The organism is Vibrio sp. 2304, assembly GCF_033339475.1.
Lineage (GTDB): Bacteria > Pseudomonadota > Gammaproteobacteria > Enterobacterales > Vibrionaceae > Vibrio > Vibrio alginolyticus.
In genome coordinates, this window is record NZ_JAWOUQ010000001.1 from 936,132 (window position 1) to 953,981 (window position 17,850).

The 17,850-nt window shown below is 43.2% G+C and carries 14 protein-coding genes and 2 tRNA genes; 10 read left to right on the top strand and 6 right to left on the bottom strand.

The features are described from left to right. Positions 1-12 precede the first annotated feature (12 nt). From tssI to R7P64_RS04220, 5 genes are all read left to right on the top strand, one after another. Positions 13-1,848 (top strand): type VI secretion system tip protein TssI/VgrG, encoded by a 1,836-nt coding sequence (gene tssI / locus R7P64_RS04200; RefSeq protein WP_256902668.1) that lies wholly within the window; start codon positions 13-15, stop codon positions 1,846-1,848. Between the two features lie 11 nt (positions 1,849-1,859). Next, positions 1,860-2,150 carry a PAAR domain-containing protein gene (locus tag R7P64_RS04205; protein ID WP_005375969.1) on the top strand — a complete coding sequence of 97 codons (291 nt, stop codon included), beginning with the start codon at positions 1,860-1,862 and terminating at the stop codon, positions 2,148-2,150. After that, on the top strand, positions 2,151-2,990 hold the full coding sequence (locus R7P64_RS04210; protein ID WP_318123191.1) for an NAD/NADP transhydrogenase subunit beta: 840 nt from the start codon (positions 2,151-2,153) through the stop codon (positions 2,988-2,990). Between the two features lie 359 nt (positions 2,991-3,349). Beyond that, the gene (locus R7P64_RS04215; protein ID WP_256902669.1) at positions 3,350-4,483 is read left to right on the top strand and encodes an exonuclease SbcCD subunit D; all 1,134 of its coding nucleotides are present in this window, start codon (positions 3,350-3,352) and stop codon (positions 4,481-4,483) included. A 9-nt stretch (positions 4,484-4,492) separates the two neighbouring features. Further along, complete coding sequence (locus tag R7P64_RS04220; protein WP_318123193.1) at positions 4,493-7,549, top strand: SMC family ATPase; 3,057 nt, start codon at positions 4,493-4,495, stop codon at positions 7,547-7,549. A 59-nt stretch (positions 7,550-7,608) separates the two neighbouring features. Here R7P64_RS04220 and R7P64_RS04225 read toward each other — a convergent pair whose 3' ends face one another. Beyond that, positions 7,609-7,989: a cystatin domain-containing protein gene (locus R7P64_RS04225; RefSeq protein ID WP_025767719.1), complete on the bottom strand. Its 381-nt coding sequence runs from the start codon at positions 7,987-7,989 to the stop codon at positions 7,609-7,611. Positions 7,990-8,296: 307 nt separating this feature from the next. On the opposite strand from R7P64_RS04225, the gene R7P64_RS04230 reads away from it, so the two are divergent. Continuing rightward, entirely contained in the window at positions 8,297-8,830 is a 534-nt protein-coding gene (locus tag R7P64_RS04230) for a lipocalin family protein (protein ID WP_025767720.1), read from the top strand. A gap of 207 nt (positions 8,831-9,037) precedes the next feature. Here the strand turns inward: R7P64_RS04230 and R7P64_RS04235 are convergent, their stop codons facing one another. From R7P64_RS04235 to R7P64_RS04255, 5 genes are all read right to left on the bottom strand, one after another. Continuing rightward, the gene (locus R7P64_RS04235; RefSeq protein WP_318123195.1) at positions 9,038-10,033 is read right to left on the bottom strand and encodes a succinylglutamate desuccinylase/aspartoacylase family protein; all 996 of its coding nucleotides are present in this window, start codon (positions 10,031-10,033) and stop codon (positions 9,038-9,040) included. Positions 10,034-10,143: 110 nt separating this feature from the next. Continuing rightward, on the bottom strand, positions 10,144-11,676 hold the full coding sequence (gene yfcC, locus R7P64_RS04240; protein WP_005387492.1) for a putative basic amino acid antiporter YfcC: 1,533 nt from the start codon (positions 11,674-11,676) through the stop codon (positions 10,144-10,146). A gap of 211 nt (positions 11,677-11,887) precedes the next feature. Continuing rightward, positions 11,888-12,208 carry a c-type cytochrome gene (locus R7P64_RS04245; protein WP_054701389.1) on the bottom strand — a complete coding sequence of 107 codons (321 nt, stop codon included), beginning with the start codon at positions 12,206-12,208 and terminating at the stop codon, positions 11,888-11,890. A gap of 78 nt (positions 12,209-12,286) precedes the next feature. Then, positions 12,287-13,291 (bottom strand): low-specificity L-threonine aldolase, encoded by a 1,005-nt coding sequence (gene ltaE, locus R7P64_RS04250; protein ID WP_213968365.1) that lies wholly within the window; start codon positions 13,289-13,291, stop codon positions 12,287-12,289. Positions 13,292-13,313: 22 nt separating this feature from the next. Next, the gene (locus tag R7P64_RS04255) at positions 13,314-13,829 is read right to left on the bottom strand and encodes an NUDIX hydrolase (protein ID WP_213968366.1); all 516 of its coding nucleotides are present in this window, start codon (positions 13,827-13,829) and stop codon (positions 13,314-13,316) included. 269 nt (positions 13,830-14,098) lie between these two features. Here R7P64_RS04255 and R7P64_RS04260 point away from each other — a divergent pair, with 269 nt between their 5' ends. The 4 genes from R7P64_RS04260 (at position 14,099) to R7P64_RS04275 (ending at position 17,615) form a co-directional block, all read left to right on the top strand. Next, positions 14,099-15,760 carry an ATPase RavA domain-containing protein gene (locus R7P64_RS04260; RefSeq protein ID WP_318118449.1) on the top strand — a complete coding sequence of 554 codons (1,662 nt, stop codon included), beginning with the start codon at positions 14,099-14,101 and terminating at the stop codon, positions 15,758-15,760. 9 nt (positions 15,761-15,769) lie between these two features. Then, on the top strand, positions 15,770-17,224 hold the full coding sequence (gene viaA, locus R7P64_RS04265; RefSeq protein ID WP_318118450.1) for an ATPase RavA stimulator ViaA: 1,455 nt from the start codon (positions 15,770-15,772) through the stop codon (positions 17,222-17,224). Positions 17,225-17,428: 204 nt separating this feature from the next. Next, positions 17,429-17,502 (top strand) — tRNA-Cys (locus tag R7P64_RS04270). 37 nt (positions 17,503-17,539) lie between these two features. Continuing rightward, a tRNA-Gly gene (locus R7P64_RS04275) sits at positions 17,540-17,615 on the top strand. Positions 17,616-17,850 lie beyond the last annotated feature (235 nt).

The window sequence follows — 17,850 nt, forward strand, 5'->3', positions numbered from 1 at the left end:
AAGAAGTATTTAATGAAAAGAGCAACTCAAGATAACAATTTCATCCGAATTTGTTCCCCATTCGGTAAAGATGCCATCATACTAAACTCGTTTGAGTATAGAGAAGAGATCTCAGAACTTTTTTCATTGCGTGCTAAAGCTTACTTTAATGATCAACGAAGTGAGTTAAACGAAATTATTGGTAAGGAAGTTACCATTACCCTTGAAAATAATGAGGATGTTTCTTCAAATCCTCGTTATATGCATGGTTATGTTTCTGCTGCAAGATTAGAAGGGAAAAGGGTTTCTAATACACATAAAGGCGAAAATTATAAAAACATAGAATTATTAATAGAGCCTAAATTACGTTTCGCTGAATATCGAAAAAATTGTAGAATATTTCAGCATAAAGATATAAAGGAAATTATCTCTGAAGTACTATCGGAGCATAGTGTTGCCTTTAGTTTTGAGTTAACCAAGTCCTATCCTAAATACACATACAAAGTACAATATGAAGAATCAGATCTTGAATTTGTTCGACGTCTGTTATCGGAGGAGGGGCTATCATTTTGTTTTACACATACTAAGTCTGCCCATACGCTCAATATTTTTGATGACATCAGTTTTTATAAGCCGGGTACTGAGTTTTTAGTCGATTTTGATACAGGTACGGCGAAATCTAGCCACATTTCTTCTTGGCATGAAACGCAAATTCTGACTACTAAAGCGAGTCAAAAGTCAGGCTATAACATGCTCAAGCCTTCTTCGAATCCTAAAAATACTGCAAAGGGTGAAAGTGATTTTTTTACAGTACCTGGAAGCGAGTATTTTGAATACATGGGTGAAATGGAGAGCAATGATCAATACGCACTGAGAAACACGCATGCAATAGAAGCACTACAGCAAAATGCATATTTGTGTCGTGGCGAGGCTACGTGCAGAACATTCAGCGTAGGTAAGTGCTTCAAGTTTAAAAAGCATGAAGATAAATCTCGAGTCGGCAAGGAATATGTACTGTCTTCTGTTTTTTTGTCAGCTGCTGTTTATAACCAGACTGGTCAAGGTGGCACCGGTGCGCAAGGTGTTAAAGTCTCGTTTAGTTGTGTTGACTCAAAGACAATCCTTCGTCCTTCAGTTAACTATCCGAAACCTCAGATGAAAGGTTTGCAAACTGCAATAGTTACGGGGAACAAAGATGGTGAAATTTACATAGACAAACATGGCCGTATCAAAGTTCAGTTTCACTGGGACCGTGTTGGTAAATACGATGTAAATAGTTCATGTTGGATTCGTGTTGCGCAAAATATCGCAGGTAACGGATGGGGGTCGGTGTTTCACCCTAGAGTCGGACAAGAGGTCATCGTCGAGTTTGTTAACGGAGACCCTGATCAACCAATCGTTACGGGGTCACTATATAACGGTAGTCAACTCCCTCCTTACGCTTTACCAGAGCAAAGTTCTCAGAGTGGTTATAAATCACGCTCTGTACAAAAAGGTACATCCAATTTTAATGAGTTGCGCTTCGATGATAAGCCTGGTGAAGAGCACATTTATCTTCATGCTGAAAAACTGTTCCAAATGCTAGTTGAAGACTGTGTTGATATCGCCGTTGAAAACAGTAAAACCGAAAAAGTGACCAATGATGTTAATCAAGAGGTTGGTCAGAACGCGAGCTTGAAAGTAGGTAAAAACTTTTCGAATGAAACGGGTGAAGTACTGTCTTTTAATGCAGGAAAGAGCGTCGAGATCAAAGTAGGTGGTGCTTCTATTCAGATGTCTAGCTCTGGAGAAATCAATATCAAAGGTAATAAAATATCCATTAACGGCTCAGCTATTGCTCTTAAAGCTGGGAAAATTTCATTGAACTAAGGTGATTTAAAGTGGGTAAACCAGCCGCAATTTTGGGCAGCTTTCATCTTTGCCCTAAAAAAACAGGAAAGATACCGCATGTCGGTGGTCCCGTCGTTGTTGGTTCACCAAACGTAACGATTGGCGGGATACCTGCGGCAAGACAAGGCGACAAGCTTATTTGTATCGGTCCTCCGGATAGTATCTCAGCAGGTTCTTCTAGCGTAACAATCAACGGTAAACCAGCCGCGAGAGTCGGCGATTCAACGTCTCATGGTGGCAAAATTCTATCTGGTATGCCTACGGTTTTAATCGGAGGCTAGATGCCACTCGCATTTCAAACGCATCTTCTATCCTTTAATGGCCGTTCACACACCGTTCGCGAGATAGCTGATGATTCTTTTAGATTGTCCGAGGAAATCCGACCCCCTGACTTTGCTCAATCAATAGATGAGCATATATTAAGCCTCGTGCGCTCTGAGCGCGAGAGTCTTGAGCAAGCTGATATCAAAGGGAATCTCTGTGTTTTTTTACCATCTTCGGTAGACAAAAGCTTGCTTAAAGCATTGATAAGCGAGCTTTCTATTTTCGTTGACCAAACTGTCAATACTGAAATTTACTTTTATCCTTATGGCCAAGCTTCATTTTTGATGGCACTAAATCGGATAAATCGTGAAGTTAATGAAACGCAAGCGACTTGGATACTGGCTATAGAGGTTACGAGTGATGTAGAAGGGCATGTCAAACCTCAAAGCTCAATCATTTTAACCAAGTGTTTTTTTCGACATTCAGGTCTTGTGCCTGATGTTGTTCGAATTGATTTAGATGCCAAACAACAACGCATCGCCGTGGACAAGGTGTTTAAGCAATTAGGAGTAAGTTGTGAACATCCACTCAGTCAATTGTATTTATCCGTTAATAAGAAAGAACCGCAATGGTTAAACTCAATGCAATTCTTGTCTCCGTGGGTGACCGATCAAACTCAGTATCAATTTGTTGATATCAAACTTGGCGGATTGGGTGCATGTGGCGGCGTTTTAAAAGCGTTAGTGATTGATGAGCTTCAAAGAAGCAGCCCCTGCCCAGACTTTCACGTGTTGCAAGCCGACATCGAGCCAGATGGCTATGCGGTAGGAGTAATATACAATTGGCGTAGTGAATAGGTCTGGCTATTGCTTTTCCTTCTAGTAGCTGAGGTTTTAGTGATGCAAATGTTATGGGGGATTGACTCGAAATTGGCCCTTTAATGATGTTTGGACAATGACTAGGCGCAGCTTGCTTTTCAAAATAGCTTTGCTCACCGCGTTTTTACAGTGTTCTTCTCGCTTTCTGATTAAATAGCCAGCCATAGAACACAAACCACATGAAAAGCTGTTCGACTCAAGATATCCTTACCGATATAAAATAACTTGAGTTTTTGGCTTGTTCGAGATCCCACCCGTGACGCATTCCTGTTTATAAACGGTACATGAACTCTGACAGAAGCAAGCCTGCTCATAGAATTGGCGGAAAGTGAATTCGAATGAAGTTTATCCACACCTCAGATTGGCATCTTGGTCGACAATTCCACAACGTGTCACTACTCGAAGATCAACAAGCAGTACTCGAACAACTGATTAACTATATTGAACACAACCCCGTCGATGCAGTTGTTGTGGCGGGAGATATCTATGACCGTTCGGTGCCACCAACGGTTGCAATAGAACTGTTAGATCGAGTCGTGAAACGCATTTGTACCGAGTTAGAAACACCAATGATATTGATATCTGGCAACCATGATGGTGCAGAAAGGCTAGGTTTCGGCTCAGAGCAAATGAAAAATGCAGGTCTCCATATTGTTAGCAACTTTGAAGATATGCTCACTCCCATCATCATAAAAACGGACTCTGCGGACGAGGTCGCGTTTTATGGTATGCCTTATAACGACCCTGAACAGGTCAGGTTTGCCTACAAAGCCTCGGTATCCACTCATGATGAGGCTCATCAATTGCTTGTTGAGCAAATTAAAGAGCGCTTTATCTCTAAGCAAAAGCGCGTGCTCGTGAGTCACTGTTTTGTTGATGGGGCCATCGAGTCAGACTCTGAACGACCATTATCTATTGGTGGTTCTGAACGCGTGAGTCATGAACACTTCTTAGATTTTGACTACGTCGCACTTGGTCATTTGCATCAGCCTCAAAAGAAAGGCGCAGAGCATATCCGTTACTCTGGCTCTCTCATGAAGTATAGCTTTGGTGAACAGAACCAGAGAAAAGGTTTCACGTTAGTTGAACTGGACAAGAAAGGATTCGTTTCTGCAAAGCATATTGATCTTACGGCTCCTCATGAAATGCGTATTGTAGAGGGCGAGCTGGATAAAGTTATTGAGCAAGGGAAAACAGACCCCAAGAATGAAGATTATTTGTTAGTTCGTTTGATGGATAAACATGCGATTTTAAACCCAATGGAAAAACTTCGTTCAGTGTATCCAAACGTTTTACACCTTGAGAAACCTGGCATGTTAATTGGGGTAGAGCAGGAAATGGCGCAAGCAAAGTTGGCGCGAAGCGAAATTGATATGTTCCGAGATTTTTTTATTGAGGCGCAAGATAGCCAGTTGTCTAAAGAGCAAGAGCAAGCTGTTACTGACATTATTAAGCAATTATCACAGCAATAGGGACCAAAGATGAAACCAATTAAACTAACCATGCAAGCCTTTGGTCCGTTTGCAAAAACTGAAATCATTCATTTTGAGAAGCTTGGCAGTAACCCTCTATTTTTGATTAATGGTCCTACAGGTTCCGGTAAAACGTCGATCTTAGATGCCATTTGCTTCGCCCTTTATGGTGAAACCACAGGTAATGAGCGACAAGGTATTCAGATGCGGTGTGACTTATCCGCGCAAGATTTACCAACCGAAGTAGTTCTCGAATTTTCGTTACACGGCAAACAATACCGAGTTGTTCGATCCCCTGAGCAGGAAGCGCCCAAGGCCCGTGGTGAAGGGATGACGATTAAAAAGCACACTGCGGCTCTTTATGAACTCGGTGAAACTGAAACGCTTATCACCAGCAAGACGACTCAGGTTAAAACTGAAGTTAGCAATATTATTGGCTTGAATGAAACTCAATTTCGTCAAGTTATGGTGTTGCCTCAAGGAAAATTCCGAGAACTGTTGCTTGCTAGCTCTAAAGAGCGTGAAGAAATTTTTGGCCAGCTCTTTCAAACTGACATATATAAAAAAATTGAGTACGCGCTCAAAGATAAAGCGAGTGCAATTAGTAAAGCGAAAGGCGAATTTGATAATCAAATTCGAGGTGCTTTACAAGTTGCAGAAGCGAGTTCTGAACAAGAACTATTACAACAACTGGAACAAGTAACTAAGCAATTAGACTCTGATAAAAAGAATGAGCAAGCAGCGTTAGATAAGCTCAATACTGCTAAATCTGAGTTGCAAAAAGCGGAAACCTTGAATGGAGAGTTTTCGAAACGAGAGCAAGCAGAAAGCGCACTCAAGCTGCATCTAGAACACTCAGATTCGATAAAAGCTCGTCAACAGCAATTAGAAAACGCTAAAAATGCCAATAAGATAGAGTTGCCCTACATCTCATTACAAAATGCAAAAGCTCAAACGCAAGAGCTTAGGCAAAAAATCGTAGCTTTGAAAGAGAGTCTCGAAAAAGCTCATGTCGTTGCGAGAGAACAAGAAAACTTGCAGCAAAGTGCAAAAGAGGCCGCGGCAAAGGTCCCGCAGTTAACGCAACTGCAGTATCAGCTTGAAAGTATGAAAAACAAGTTGGTCGAGAAAGACAATTTGGAAAGTAAAATAACGGCGGGTTATCAACAAAAACAACAATTTGAAGCAACGTTAAAACAGTACATAGAACTAAAAGATAAGTTAACGTTACAGGCCCAGCAGGGACAGAAGGAGCTAGAGAAAGCACGAGTTGATGTTGCGCTTATTGGCAGCATCGATGCGGAAATAAAACAAAAACAACGGCTGTTACAGGATCTACAAAAGCTGCATGATCTTACTTTAGAGCTCTCTAAACTCAATGCGCTAACTGTAGGCAAGCAGCAGTCACTACACGAAGCCAGTCAGCGCTATATGCAGCGTCAACAAGCCGCTGATACGATAGAGCTTAAGTGGCACAACGCTCAAGCGGCAGTATTAGCGCAGCGACTAAAAGCAGGTGAAGCATGCCCGGTGTGTGGTAGCGAAACGCATCCTAACCCCGCAACGTTTGTTGAAGAAGCCGTTACAAAAGAGCAAGTTCAGGCGGCTAGAGCGAAAGAGCGAGAAGCTCAAATCTTGTTGAACCAACTAAGCAATCAGCTAGAACACCATAACGTTGTCATTAGTCAGTATCAGAATCAGTGTAACCAGTTGAAAGAGGAGTTGGGTGAGTATGCTACATCTGAGATCTCGACGGTTCAAAATGATTTGCAAGCGCTTAATGCTCAACTCCTACGTCTACAAGCTATTGATATTGAAAAACTAGAAAGGAACGTTGAACAGCTTAATCAACGCTGCGTCGTGGGTGAAAATAAAATTCATGAGCTGCAGAATCAAATGGCGGCAAATGAATCAACCGTTAAAGCGAACCAAGAACAATTGGCTCAATTACAAGCTTTTATTGACCCAAAATACAGTTCCGCTGACTTGCTTGAACGTGAAATTTTGCTGACAAAAGAGCAAATTCTGAGTTTGAACACAGGCTTAGAAAAGGCGCAAAACGCTTTGCAGCAAGCGATATTGGAGAAATCAAATGCGGAAAGTCACTTAGCGACGAACAAGCAGTGGTTATCTGAGTCAGAGCAAAAACTTAGCCAAGCAGAATTAGCGTGGAATGAGGCACTACAGGCGAGTAAATTTGAGGATGAAAGCCATTATCTAAGTAGTCGAGTGGGAGATGATGAACTTCAAGCCTGGCAGCAAGAAATAGACAGCTTCAAACAGGCACAAACCAAGCTTGAGCAAACACTACATGATTTAAATCATGCATTGAAAGATCTTGAAAGGCCTAATTTAGAGTCGTTTAACGACAGGTTAACCACTCTGCAGGCGCAATATATTGAAGTAAGGAATCAACTTGATACCACACGCTCAATATTTGAACGCCTTGAAAAGGTTCGTAAAGATATTGCCGTGTTGCATGAGAAAAATAGTAAGTTAGAAGAAGAATACAAAATCTTTGGTACGTTGTACGACGTTGCTAGCGGTAAAACAGGCAGCAGGGTTAGCCTACATCGCTTTGTTCTTGGTGTACTGTTGGATGATGTGCTGATTCAGGCCTCTCAACGCTTAAGCCTTATGAGTAAAGGGCGCTATATTCTTGCTCGAAAAACAGAGGGCTTCAAAGGCGCTGCGGGTCGCGGCTTAGATTTAATGGTTGAAGATGGCTACACAGGAAAAACGCGTGATGTTGCGACACTTTCCGGCGGTGAATCATTTATGGCAGCGCTTGCTCTGGCACTTGGTTTGTCGGATGTTGTGCAATCCTATAGTGGCGGTATCCGTTTAGACACTTTATTTATTGATGAGGGCTTCGGTAGTTTAGACCCAGAGTCTTTAGATCTTGCTATTCAAACGCTAGTGGACCTGCAACAGACTGGGCGCATGATCGGTGTTATTTCTCACGTTTCTGAGCTGAAAGAGCAAATGGCGCAGAGGATTGATGTTGAACCATCAAGACTTGGTTCAACGGTGTCGATTAAATCTCAATGTCGCTTCGCTGTCTAATTCAGTGACTACTGTTAGATCAAAAAGCCCCTATTGTTAGGGGCTTTCTGACTAAGTCGCTACTGTTCGCAAAAGTGGCCTTCTTTTGGTGATTGGGTAATCGCATATTCGCCATCAAGGTTGCGATAAACAATCGTGTTCCAAACAGAGCCATCATCCAATTCAAACTCAATAGCATAGTTGACGCCGCTAACGATTTGCGCGTGAACATTCAGTATTCGTTTAAACGACGCTATTGTGTCCATTTTCTTTAAAACAAAGGCCATTGCCTTTTGTGCATCAGGGGTCGCGTTAAACTCATTCCACCCACCTGGCATGTTTCCTTGTGCATTACATACATCTGCCGAGGTCGTTAATTGTGTCGTTTCGCTCGGCTTTTCCTGCTGACAACCTGCAAGTAACACCAAAAGTGCACAAACTGACACTGTTTTTAATTTCATAACAATAACCTCTGTCTATAACGCAACGTATTATAGGAGGGTGATATGCCTACGAATGTCTATGTTGTGCAAAGTTTCTATATGCATAGGGTTAAATGCTGACAAAATGTACAAGCATGGTCAGCTTGTAAGTCAAAAATAGAGCAATCTTGTTATCGATTTGCAGAGATGACGAGGTTTCGGTGTTAAGCGCGCTATTGATGATGAAGAATTGTGATGTGTACCTATGAGGGCGATGGTGCGGCTTAGTGATCGATTTGTTATCTTCTAGAGTAAAATCAATCACTAATTAAAATTTAGGTGTTGTATGAAATCGATAAAAATATTTTTACTTTTGTCACTTGCAACTTTATTTGGTTGTACCTCGAAGCCGGATGGGGTGGAACCCGTGAATAATTTCGATTTAGAGCCATATCTAGGTAAGTGGTATGAGATTGCACGCCTAGACCATTCATTTGAGCGAGGCTTATCCAACGTTACCGCTGAGTATCAGGTTCGTGAGGATGGTGGGGTCAAGGTGATAAACCGTGGATATTCCGAAGAAGAGCGACAGTGGTCAGAAGCTGAAGGCAAAGCTTATTTTGTTGAAGATGAAACGGTGGGACACTTAAAGGTTTCCTTTTTTGGGCCAATATATTCTTCTTACATTGTGTTTGAGCTAGGTGAAAACTATGACTATGCGTTTGTTTCCGGTTACAACCACGACTACTTGTGGCTATTGTCTAGAACTCCTAATGTTGATGAGAAAGTAGTGGAGCGCTTTAAGTACGTAGCTAAAGAGAAAGGTTTCGCTATCGACGAGCTCATTTTTGTTGAACAAGAGAAACAACGGCAGCTTTAAGTTCATCAGCGTGGCTGAAAAAGCGGACAGAGGGGAAGCTTCCTAATTAAGAGCTCAGTTTGTCATTTCGCTTAACAGTAATTTGTTACGGCGTAACTTAATGTGGTCAAAATGGATATAGCCCCATCATTTGTGATTACTCGTGATGGGGCTTATATAAATTTGAGTGAGCGTCGAAAGGTTGCTCTATCAACAAACGGTTATGGTTTACTTAATCAAACGAACGATCAGGGAACCTGGTGCTCGAATAGATTCAACATTGTGGCTAAGTACTGTGCCGCCTGTTGGGGCGGTGTAGCGTTTAATCTCAGCGCCAAAGCTGTCGTATTGAATCGCAAGAAGTTGACCTTGCTCGACAAAATCCATCAAACTAACATGAGGCAGTACAAAGCCGCCGTGTGTCGCTTTCACACTGACGATTTCGTTTCCTTCCAAGCATGACGTAATAGGGTCCATATCACCTTCAACAATGTTATGCTTTTTCAGCACATTAAAAATGCCTGTTACAGTTCGACTGATGAGCTCTTGCTCGGTATATCGCCCCATACCTACTTCAACAGTAATACTTGGGACACCATGGTTATTCCAGACCGTTTCAAGGACGCCAGCATCTCCAGGATCATTTAAAATCGCATCAGGATTAATGAGGCGAGCCATTTCTAATGATTGCTCGATTCGGAAATCTGCAAACACGTAAAGTGGATAGGCCGCACCACTGGTTTGAGTGTGAAGGTCAATGGCTAAATCAGCATTTGGCTTGAGCAAATCATTCCACAATGCATATAAGTAACGTTGGGCCTCATTGCCGTTTTGGTCACCAGGAAAAAAGCGGTTTAAGTTTGCAGGAGACGCATCAGGGTCTGCGGAATAGAAATCGCGGCTGTGGTTTAGCATACCTGGCATGTTAATGGTTGGAACAATAGTGACAGTACCAGCGACTTCAGTGCCGATGAGCTCTCGAGCAGTTTTCTGCGCTGCTAACACACCATTGTACTCATCACCATGAACCCCTGCGGTAATCATGATCTTCTTGCCAGGTTTTTCACCTTTGAACACTAGCACAGGTAGGTGTTGCCACTGAGAGAGAGCATTCGTTGCGATGCGAAACCAAAACTTATGCTCGCCCGAATTTAGGCCTGCTACATTGAGAGATTGAATCACTTGATGACCTTGAATCACGTCATCGAGAAATTGTGTTGCCATTAAAGTTACCACTCCAAAACCATAAGCTAATCTAAAACCTTAGCGTCGTCATACCATGAATATTAATAAGGCGAGAACATGTCTCGCCTTAATTACCAATTGGTTTCGTTTTACGCAAAACCCATAATATGAGCTGCGATAACGACGATACTTGATAGGGTAAAGAGTAATAGAATAAATCGCCAGCAGAATTTTGCCCAGTCACCCCAGTCGATACGGCAGACACCAAGCGTTGCCATGAGAGATGCCGAAGTAGGGACGATAACGTTAGTAAAGCCATCGCCAAGTTGGAATGACAAAACTGCCACTTGGCGTGTAACGCCTGCAATGTCTGCCAGAGGGGCCAGTAGAGGCATCGTTAGTGCCGCTTGTCCAGAGCCCGAAGTGACGAAGAAGTTGAAGATAGATTGGAATACATACATTAACCATGCCGCAGCCACGTCAGGAAGCCCGCTAATCACGCCGCCAGCACTGTTTAGAATTGAGTTCAGTACACTCGCTTCATCAGTTGTACCACCACCAAGGATCAACAATACACCTTTTGCACAACCCACTAATAGGGCAGGTGCAAGCATAATAGCTGCACCTTCTTTAAATGCATCAGCTGCGCAGTTTAGCGTCATACCGTTCAGGCGGAAAATCGTACCGATGATCGCGACAACAAAGCCCATAGTGAAAAATTGAGAAGCGATTTCTGGGATGTACCATGCGTTAGCGACTACGCCCCAAACGACCCACACCGTGGTCGCAATAACCGTAAGGATAACGAGTGTGTCACCTAGGTTCCAACGAGAATCTTGATTGCCAAGCTCTTGCTGACGGAAATACTGGTCTGTGCGGTGGCTGTAAGAAAGTTTAGGATTTGACTTCACACGAGCGGCGTAGATCATTGTGAAAGCGATACCGATTAACGTAAAGCCAGCCCATAACCCCATGCGCACTGTCATGCCGGATAAAACAGGTACACCCGCAATGCCTTGCGCAATAGCGACGGAGAAAGGGTTCATCCAAGAAGTAGCAAAGCCAATTTGAGTCGCAACATAGGTAACCATTACCGTAGTGATACCATCATAACCAAGGCGAACCATAAGCGGCGCGATAATAATCGCAAATGCTACGGCTTCTTCACCCATACCAAATACCGCACCGCCTAGCGAGAACAGCAAAAATAGCACTGGAATGAATAGCGCTTCGTTACCTTTGGTCTTATCGATAAGGCGCAGGATACCGTTATCGATTGTGCCTGTGCGCATTACAACGCCGAAAGCACCGCCGATAACCAACATGAACATAATCACGCCGATTGCGCTGCCCCATTTAGAGCCAGAAACTAGCCCTTCGAAAGGGAAGTTCATCAGACCAATGCCACCACCAGAAGCAAACAGGCCAACCTTGTTGTAAACCAATTCACCGTTTTCGTCGGTTGCATAAGAGAAAGAAGAAGGATCGATAACTGTGCGAGTTTTTTCTGCACCGTCGACCATGTAGGTCACCTGTTGGCTATCAAAATGACCAGCAGGAATTAAGTAGGTAAGAATCGCAGCAAGAATACCAACAATGAAGATCAAAATGAGGGTATCTGGCATCTGCCACGACTTAGGGGTAGCAACCGAGTCTGCTGGTTGCGCATGTGTGTGAGACATAACTTACTTCACGTCAAATTCAATAAAGCATGAAATATCGATAAAATAGAATAAAAAGTCAATATTAATGCTTATGTTGAACTATAAATTCATCAAATATTTGAAGTGAAGTTAATTTGATTGTTTTGTGGTCAAATGTTGGGTTAATGTTTCAATATGCGTTGAGTTTGGATGATTCACGAGCTTTCATAGTCATCTACAGGTGATCTAATTACTTGATTTCTGTCTGTTCTGCATAAAAAGCAGCGACATCACGAAGGTCTCCATCATTTAACATTTTTAACTGTGCTGCCATCATTTCTGCAAGTGGCCCTTTACGCTCACCGGCTTGGTAAGATTTCATTGCATTGTAAAGGTACTGAGCATTTTGACCAGCAAGGCTTGGATAGGTGTTGTTCGTTGCGATGCCTGTAACACCGTGGCAATAGACACAGCTAGGTGATTTGATTTTACCTTTATCAGCATCACCAAACGGTTCGGCATAGATAGCGGAAGAGAAAATAAAAGAGATTAAAAGTACAAATCTGAGCATGGAGGTTATCTATTCGCTAAAAATCATGCCGATACAATAAAGCTTCCCCTTAGGGGAAGCTCAATGATCAAAATCAAATTAAAGTAGAGATTTTATACTTGATAAGAAAGTGTCGATGTCTTTCGCTGAAATATCTTTATGAGTTACAAAACGAATTGGATTTCCAGGGGTTATCGTGATGTTTTGTTCCTTTAGTTTCGCAGCGATACTTACTATGTCCACTTGAGGATCAAGCTTCGCGAACACGATGTTCGTTTGAACAAATTCAGGGTTGACTGAAAAACCAGGCAGTTCTGCTAAACCTTCCGCTAAGGTTTTTGCGTTGATGTGATCTTGTTTTAGCTGTTCCACTTGTTCGGTAAGGGCAAGTTTGCCTGCTGCGGCAAGAATACCCGCTTGACGCATACCACCGCCGACCATCTTTCTTAAGCGACGTGCTTTTGCGATGTAGTCTTTGCTACCAAGCAGTAGCGAGCCAACAGGGGCAGCCAGACCTTTCGACAGACAGATCGTCATTGAATCAAAGTACTGACCGATCTCTTTTACCGGAACATCAAGTGCAACGGCTGCGTTAAAAACGCGAGCGCCATCTAGATGCATCTGCAAGTTATGTTTATTCACGAAGTCACGTGCTTCTGCTAAGTAAGACAGAGGTAGTACTTTACCATTAATTGTGTTTTCTAAGCTGAGAAGCTTAGTGCGAGCAAAGTGACAATCATCTGGTTTAATCGCAGCAGCCAGTTTATCAAATGGTAGCGTGCCATCTGGGTTATTTTCGACTGGTTGAGGTTGAATTGATCCCAAAACCGCCGCGCCACCAGCTTCGTATTTGTAGTTATGTGCTTGTTGCCCACATAGATATTCATCTCCCCGCTCGCAATGCGCCATTAAACCGAGCAGATTGGCTTGAGTGCCTGAAGTGGTAAACAAAGCTGCTTCGAAACCAGCAAGCTGCGCAGCAAATTTTTCAAGCTCATTGACCGTAGGGTCATCACCATAAACATCATCCCCAACGGGGGCCTTAAACAGGGCTTCTCGCATGGCTTGGGTGGGCTGTGTAACGGTATCTGATCGAAAATCCATGAATGTCTCCTTGGTCAAAGTCCTAAATATATCCGCAAAGGCGCGCTTTGCTTAAGCAAGCGATCGTTTTGGCATCGGTGATCGTGCCATCGACTATCTTTTCTTCGAGTTGCTTGATTGACAAGGTGACGACCTCAATTACTTCGTCTTCATCGCACTCGTAACGGTTTGTTTTGTTGAGCTTTTCGGCAACAAATAGATACTGTATCTCATCACAAAATCCGGCAAGAGGGGTGACTTGGCCGAGAGACGTGAATTTCTCTGCACTAAACCCAGTTTCTTCCTCTAACTCTCTTTTGGCGCAGCAGAGAGGCTCTTCGTTGCCTTCTTTGGTACCAGCAGGAAGTTCCAATAGCCATTTATTAAGTGAAGGCCGAAATTGGTGGACAAGGACAATCTCACCCTCCGCTGTAATAGGGAGAATCACCGCAGCACCCGGATGATGGATTGTGGTGTGCGTAATTGCCTGTCCTGTAGGAAGCATAACGTCTTCTTCAATCAGAGAAATTTGCTTCCATTTATAAATTATCTTGCTCATGCAGTTATGAACCCTAGCTGTTACCGCATTTTTGACGTTTTTCGACATTAACCACAAATGGTGGGAAACAAAAGCAAAAAATACTGCAACACGACGAAAGCGTTTGCACTTTAAGTGAGCAATGTCTCATAAATGGAAACTTTGATTGCTTCGTCAAGAAGCGGAAAAGCATCTGCTATAAGGGGAATTCGACAAAATACATTTGTAACAAAGTTATAACAAGTGTATAAAAATGTTAACGCAATACCACTTCAGTAGCCGGAGAACGTATGACACAAACCTTATTTGCCTCAAATGCCGAAAAAGCGCTTCTCTCAGAACGCATCAATAAATTGGCGAAAGCGTTAACGGATGGCGTTTATGAGCGTGAACATACGATCAAGCTCTGCCTTCTTGCTGCACTTGCTGGTGAAAGTGTTTTTCTTTTAGGTCCCCCTGGTATTGCAAAAAGCTTAATTGCCAAACGACTCATCCAAGCGTTCGATAACAGCAGTTACTTCGAATACCTGATGACGCGCTTCTCAACCCCTGAAGAGGTGTTTGGGCCACTGAGTATCCAAGAGCTAAAAGACAACGGCCGTTATGTTCGCTTAACTAAAGGGTATTTGCCAACTGCACAAGTCGTATTTTTGGATGAAATCTGGAAGGCGGGCCCTGCAATTCTTAATACATTGCTGACAGTGGTTAATGAGAAAACATTCAAAAATGGCAGCGATATCGAGCGTGTGCCAATGCGCTTGTTGGTATCGGCTTCCAATGAATTACCCGATGAAGATAGTGGATTGGATGCGCTCTACGACCGCATGTTGGTGCGTGTGTTTGTGAATCGAATTCAGAATAAACAAAACTTTAAGTCGATGTTGACTGTGGGCACATCGCAAGAGGCACAAGTACCAGAAGGCCTAGCGATAACTGATGAAGAATATCATCAATGGCAACAACAGCTCGACAAATTGACGTTAACCGACAATGCATTCGAAAAGCTTTTCCAGCTTAAAACGATGTTAGAAAGCAAAGTTGAAGCTCAGTTTGGTGATGTGGTCAATACCGATATGTATGTCTCTGACCGCCGCTGGAAGAAAGCCGTGAAGTTGTTAAAAGCGAGCGCGTTTTTTAATGGTCGCGATGAAATCAATCCGCTTGACCTTCTACTGTTGCAAGATTGTTTATGGAACAGTCCTGAATCGCGAGATGTGGTACGTGAAGTGGTTCAAGAGTTCGCCTTAAAACATGCATTTGATCAACAAGACGCGGAGCAGGAAATTGAGTACTGCCGTGAGTCTTTGGTTGATGTCCAACATGAACTAGAAGATGCCTACCGCATGACGTTAACGTCTGAAGCGGCAACGGGTATTTTGCGTAAAGAAACCATGCGCTTTGATACCTCTAAAGCCAAGATGTACAAAGTTGGCGCAGCCGTTAACTTAGTTAAATTGGTTGTCTTGCAAAGCAACATGTCGGTTTCAGAATCAGAAAAAGGTGATAGCCGCTGGGTTTATGTACCCAAAGATGAGTTAGATCGAGTCATTAAAGAGGGAAGCGGTGATGTGTATGGTTACGTCAATCAAAACACCAACATGTGCCGTTTACGATTTGATGTTGACGCGGCGAATAACCTAGTTATCCGTGATATCGCGAACCGAGGCATTTTGGTTAGCCTAGTGACTCAAGAGGGCTTGGATGTAGAGCTTTACCAAAAGTGGTTAACGCAGAGCGAAAAAGCCGTAAATCAGCTTAGTGAGGCAGAACACCATATACGCAAGGTGAAAGCGAACTTTCATGATGCGCTTCCGCATAGCTTTGTTGATCCTGAACTACCCCGCCTAATGGAGTCGAGTCTGCAACAGGTCAGTCAGAGACTTGAATCAATCCAAGCAGAAAGTGAAAAAGTTATCCAACGCTTTAAAAACTTAAATCAGTTTTTCTCATAAGGAGACGACATGCTAGGTGCAGACGGACTTAACCTCGCGCTGATGGTGGCCGACTCCGGCATCATCGATAGCGCAGTTAATGATTTGATGGCGCGTTCACAAGTCATGATGATGGCAGAAAACCGAGGCGTTAAATCTTCGGTCAAAGGTCACTTGTTAAAGTGGCGAGGCAGCGTTAAAAAACGGATCACCAAGGTATGTGAGACAGAGCGTTTCCAACAAGAGCTGTCTTTATATCAAGAGGTCATTCACTGGGATGAAGAGGCGTTTTTTGAAAACATCGAAGATGTGATTAAAAAGCTGGAATGGCACTCTGCGTTTTACATGCAAGCTCGCCGAATGATGGAGAAGAACAAAGGGATGAATAACCCTATGTTCCCTCATTACTTTTGTGATCAATGGTACAAAAGCCTCACCGATGCTATAAAACAAGCGCAAGTAAGCGAGCTTGAAGCCAATAAAGAAAAGGTGCTGAATGACCTGTATCAACGTATGGAAACCATGCGTAATATGGATAAAGTCACGGAGTCGGGTGACGCTGAAAGTGTAGGGCGCCTGTGGGATATGGCATCTGCCAAGTTGAGTAAAACAGACTTAACGGTGATGAAGCGCCATGCTGAGTTTCTGAAGAAGCACCAAGGCTTGCAAGAAATTGCGGAGCAACTCGGTCGTATGGCGGGGCAAGTAAATGATCCTGAACTAAATCGTGCGCCCACTGAAGAACTTCAATTGGTCGAAGAGAAAAGTGATGAGGCGACGGATGATATTGTCGGTATTCACGAAAGCGATGATCTAAATAAGCTACTTCCCAACGAAACGATGTTTTTGGCGTATCCTGAACTTGAAGTTGTGTTCTATAAACACTTAGTTGATAAACGGCTCATGAACTATCGTACACAAGGCAAATCGCGCACGTTACGTAAAGTTAAAGCTCACCGACCTGACCATAAAGCGGTAGATATCGAAAAAGGCCCCTTCATTGTTTGTGTGGACGCGTCCGGTTCCATGAGTGGCTTTCCTGAGCAATGCGCCAAAGCCATGGCTTATGCTCTGATGCAAATCGCACTAGCGGAGCAACGTGATTGCTATGTCATTATTTTTTCTACGGAACACATTACCTACGAACTAACCAAACAAGATGGTCTGCGCGAGGCGGCGGACTTTCTAACTTATAGCTTCCATGGTGGTACAGACTTAGAGCCAACTTTGATTAAATCTATCGACTTGATGAGCGGTGATAGATATAAAAACGCAGACATGGTAGTCATTTCCGACTTTATCGCGCCAAAACAACAAGACGAGTTACTGGCCAAAGTGGATGCGCTCAAAGCGAAGAAAAACCGTTTTCACGCGATTAGCTTATCGAAATACGGAAATCCTGCATTAATGTCGATGTTTGATCACACTTGGTCTTATCACCCTAATGTTGTGGGAAGATTGCTAAAAAGGGTCAGCAACTATTAAACGCCTTAATGTTTCATGGGACAAAACGAACTGAAAGCGAGATTTATATTGCTTCGTTTTAAGCCAATAAGATCGAACTTTGGTCGAATTGACTTAAAAGAAATCAAACGAACAGAAAATGAAATGTTTTTGTTTGACTATCTTCTCTCAATCCGTAAAGTAGCCACCAACGCAACGGGGTAGAGCCCTGAAGCGTAATAAAAAGGCGCCTTGGCAGAGTGGCTATGCAGCGGATTGCAAATCCGTGGACCTCGGTTCGACTCCGGGAGGCGCCTCCATTATTCTTTTGAGAGTGAATGGCTTTCGAGAATAAATGCGACACTAGCTCAGTTGGTAGAGCGCAACCTTGCCAAGGTTGAGGTCACGAGTTCGAACCTCGTGTGTCGCTCCAAATTATTCAGATATGGCCATGGCGGTATCTCGATGCCAAGTGCATCAACTTAAAACCAGCGAAAGCTGGTTTTTTTGTATCTGAAGACTGATAAATTCATACCATCTCTTTTTCATTACCTGTGAGCTTAGCAACCCCATCTCTGTCACGAGTTTCTGATATTAAGTGTGACCCGATGTTTCGCACCTCAGCCAATTTCAGTTTACAATACGGGCTTCCAAAGGATTTGACGAAG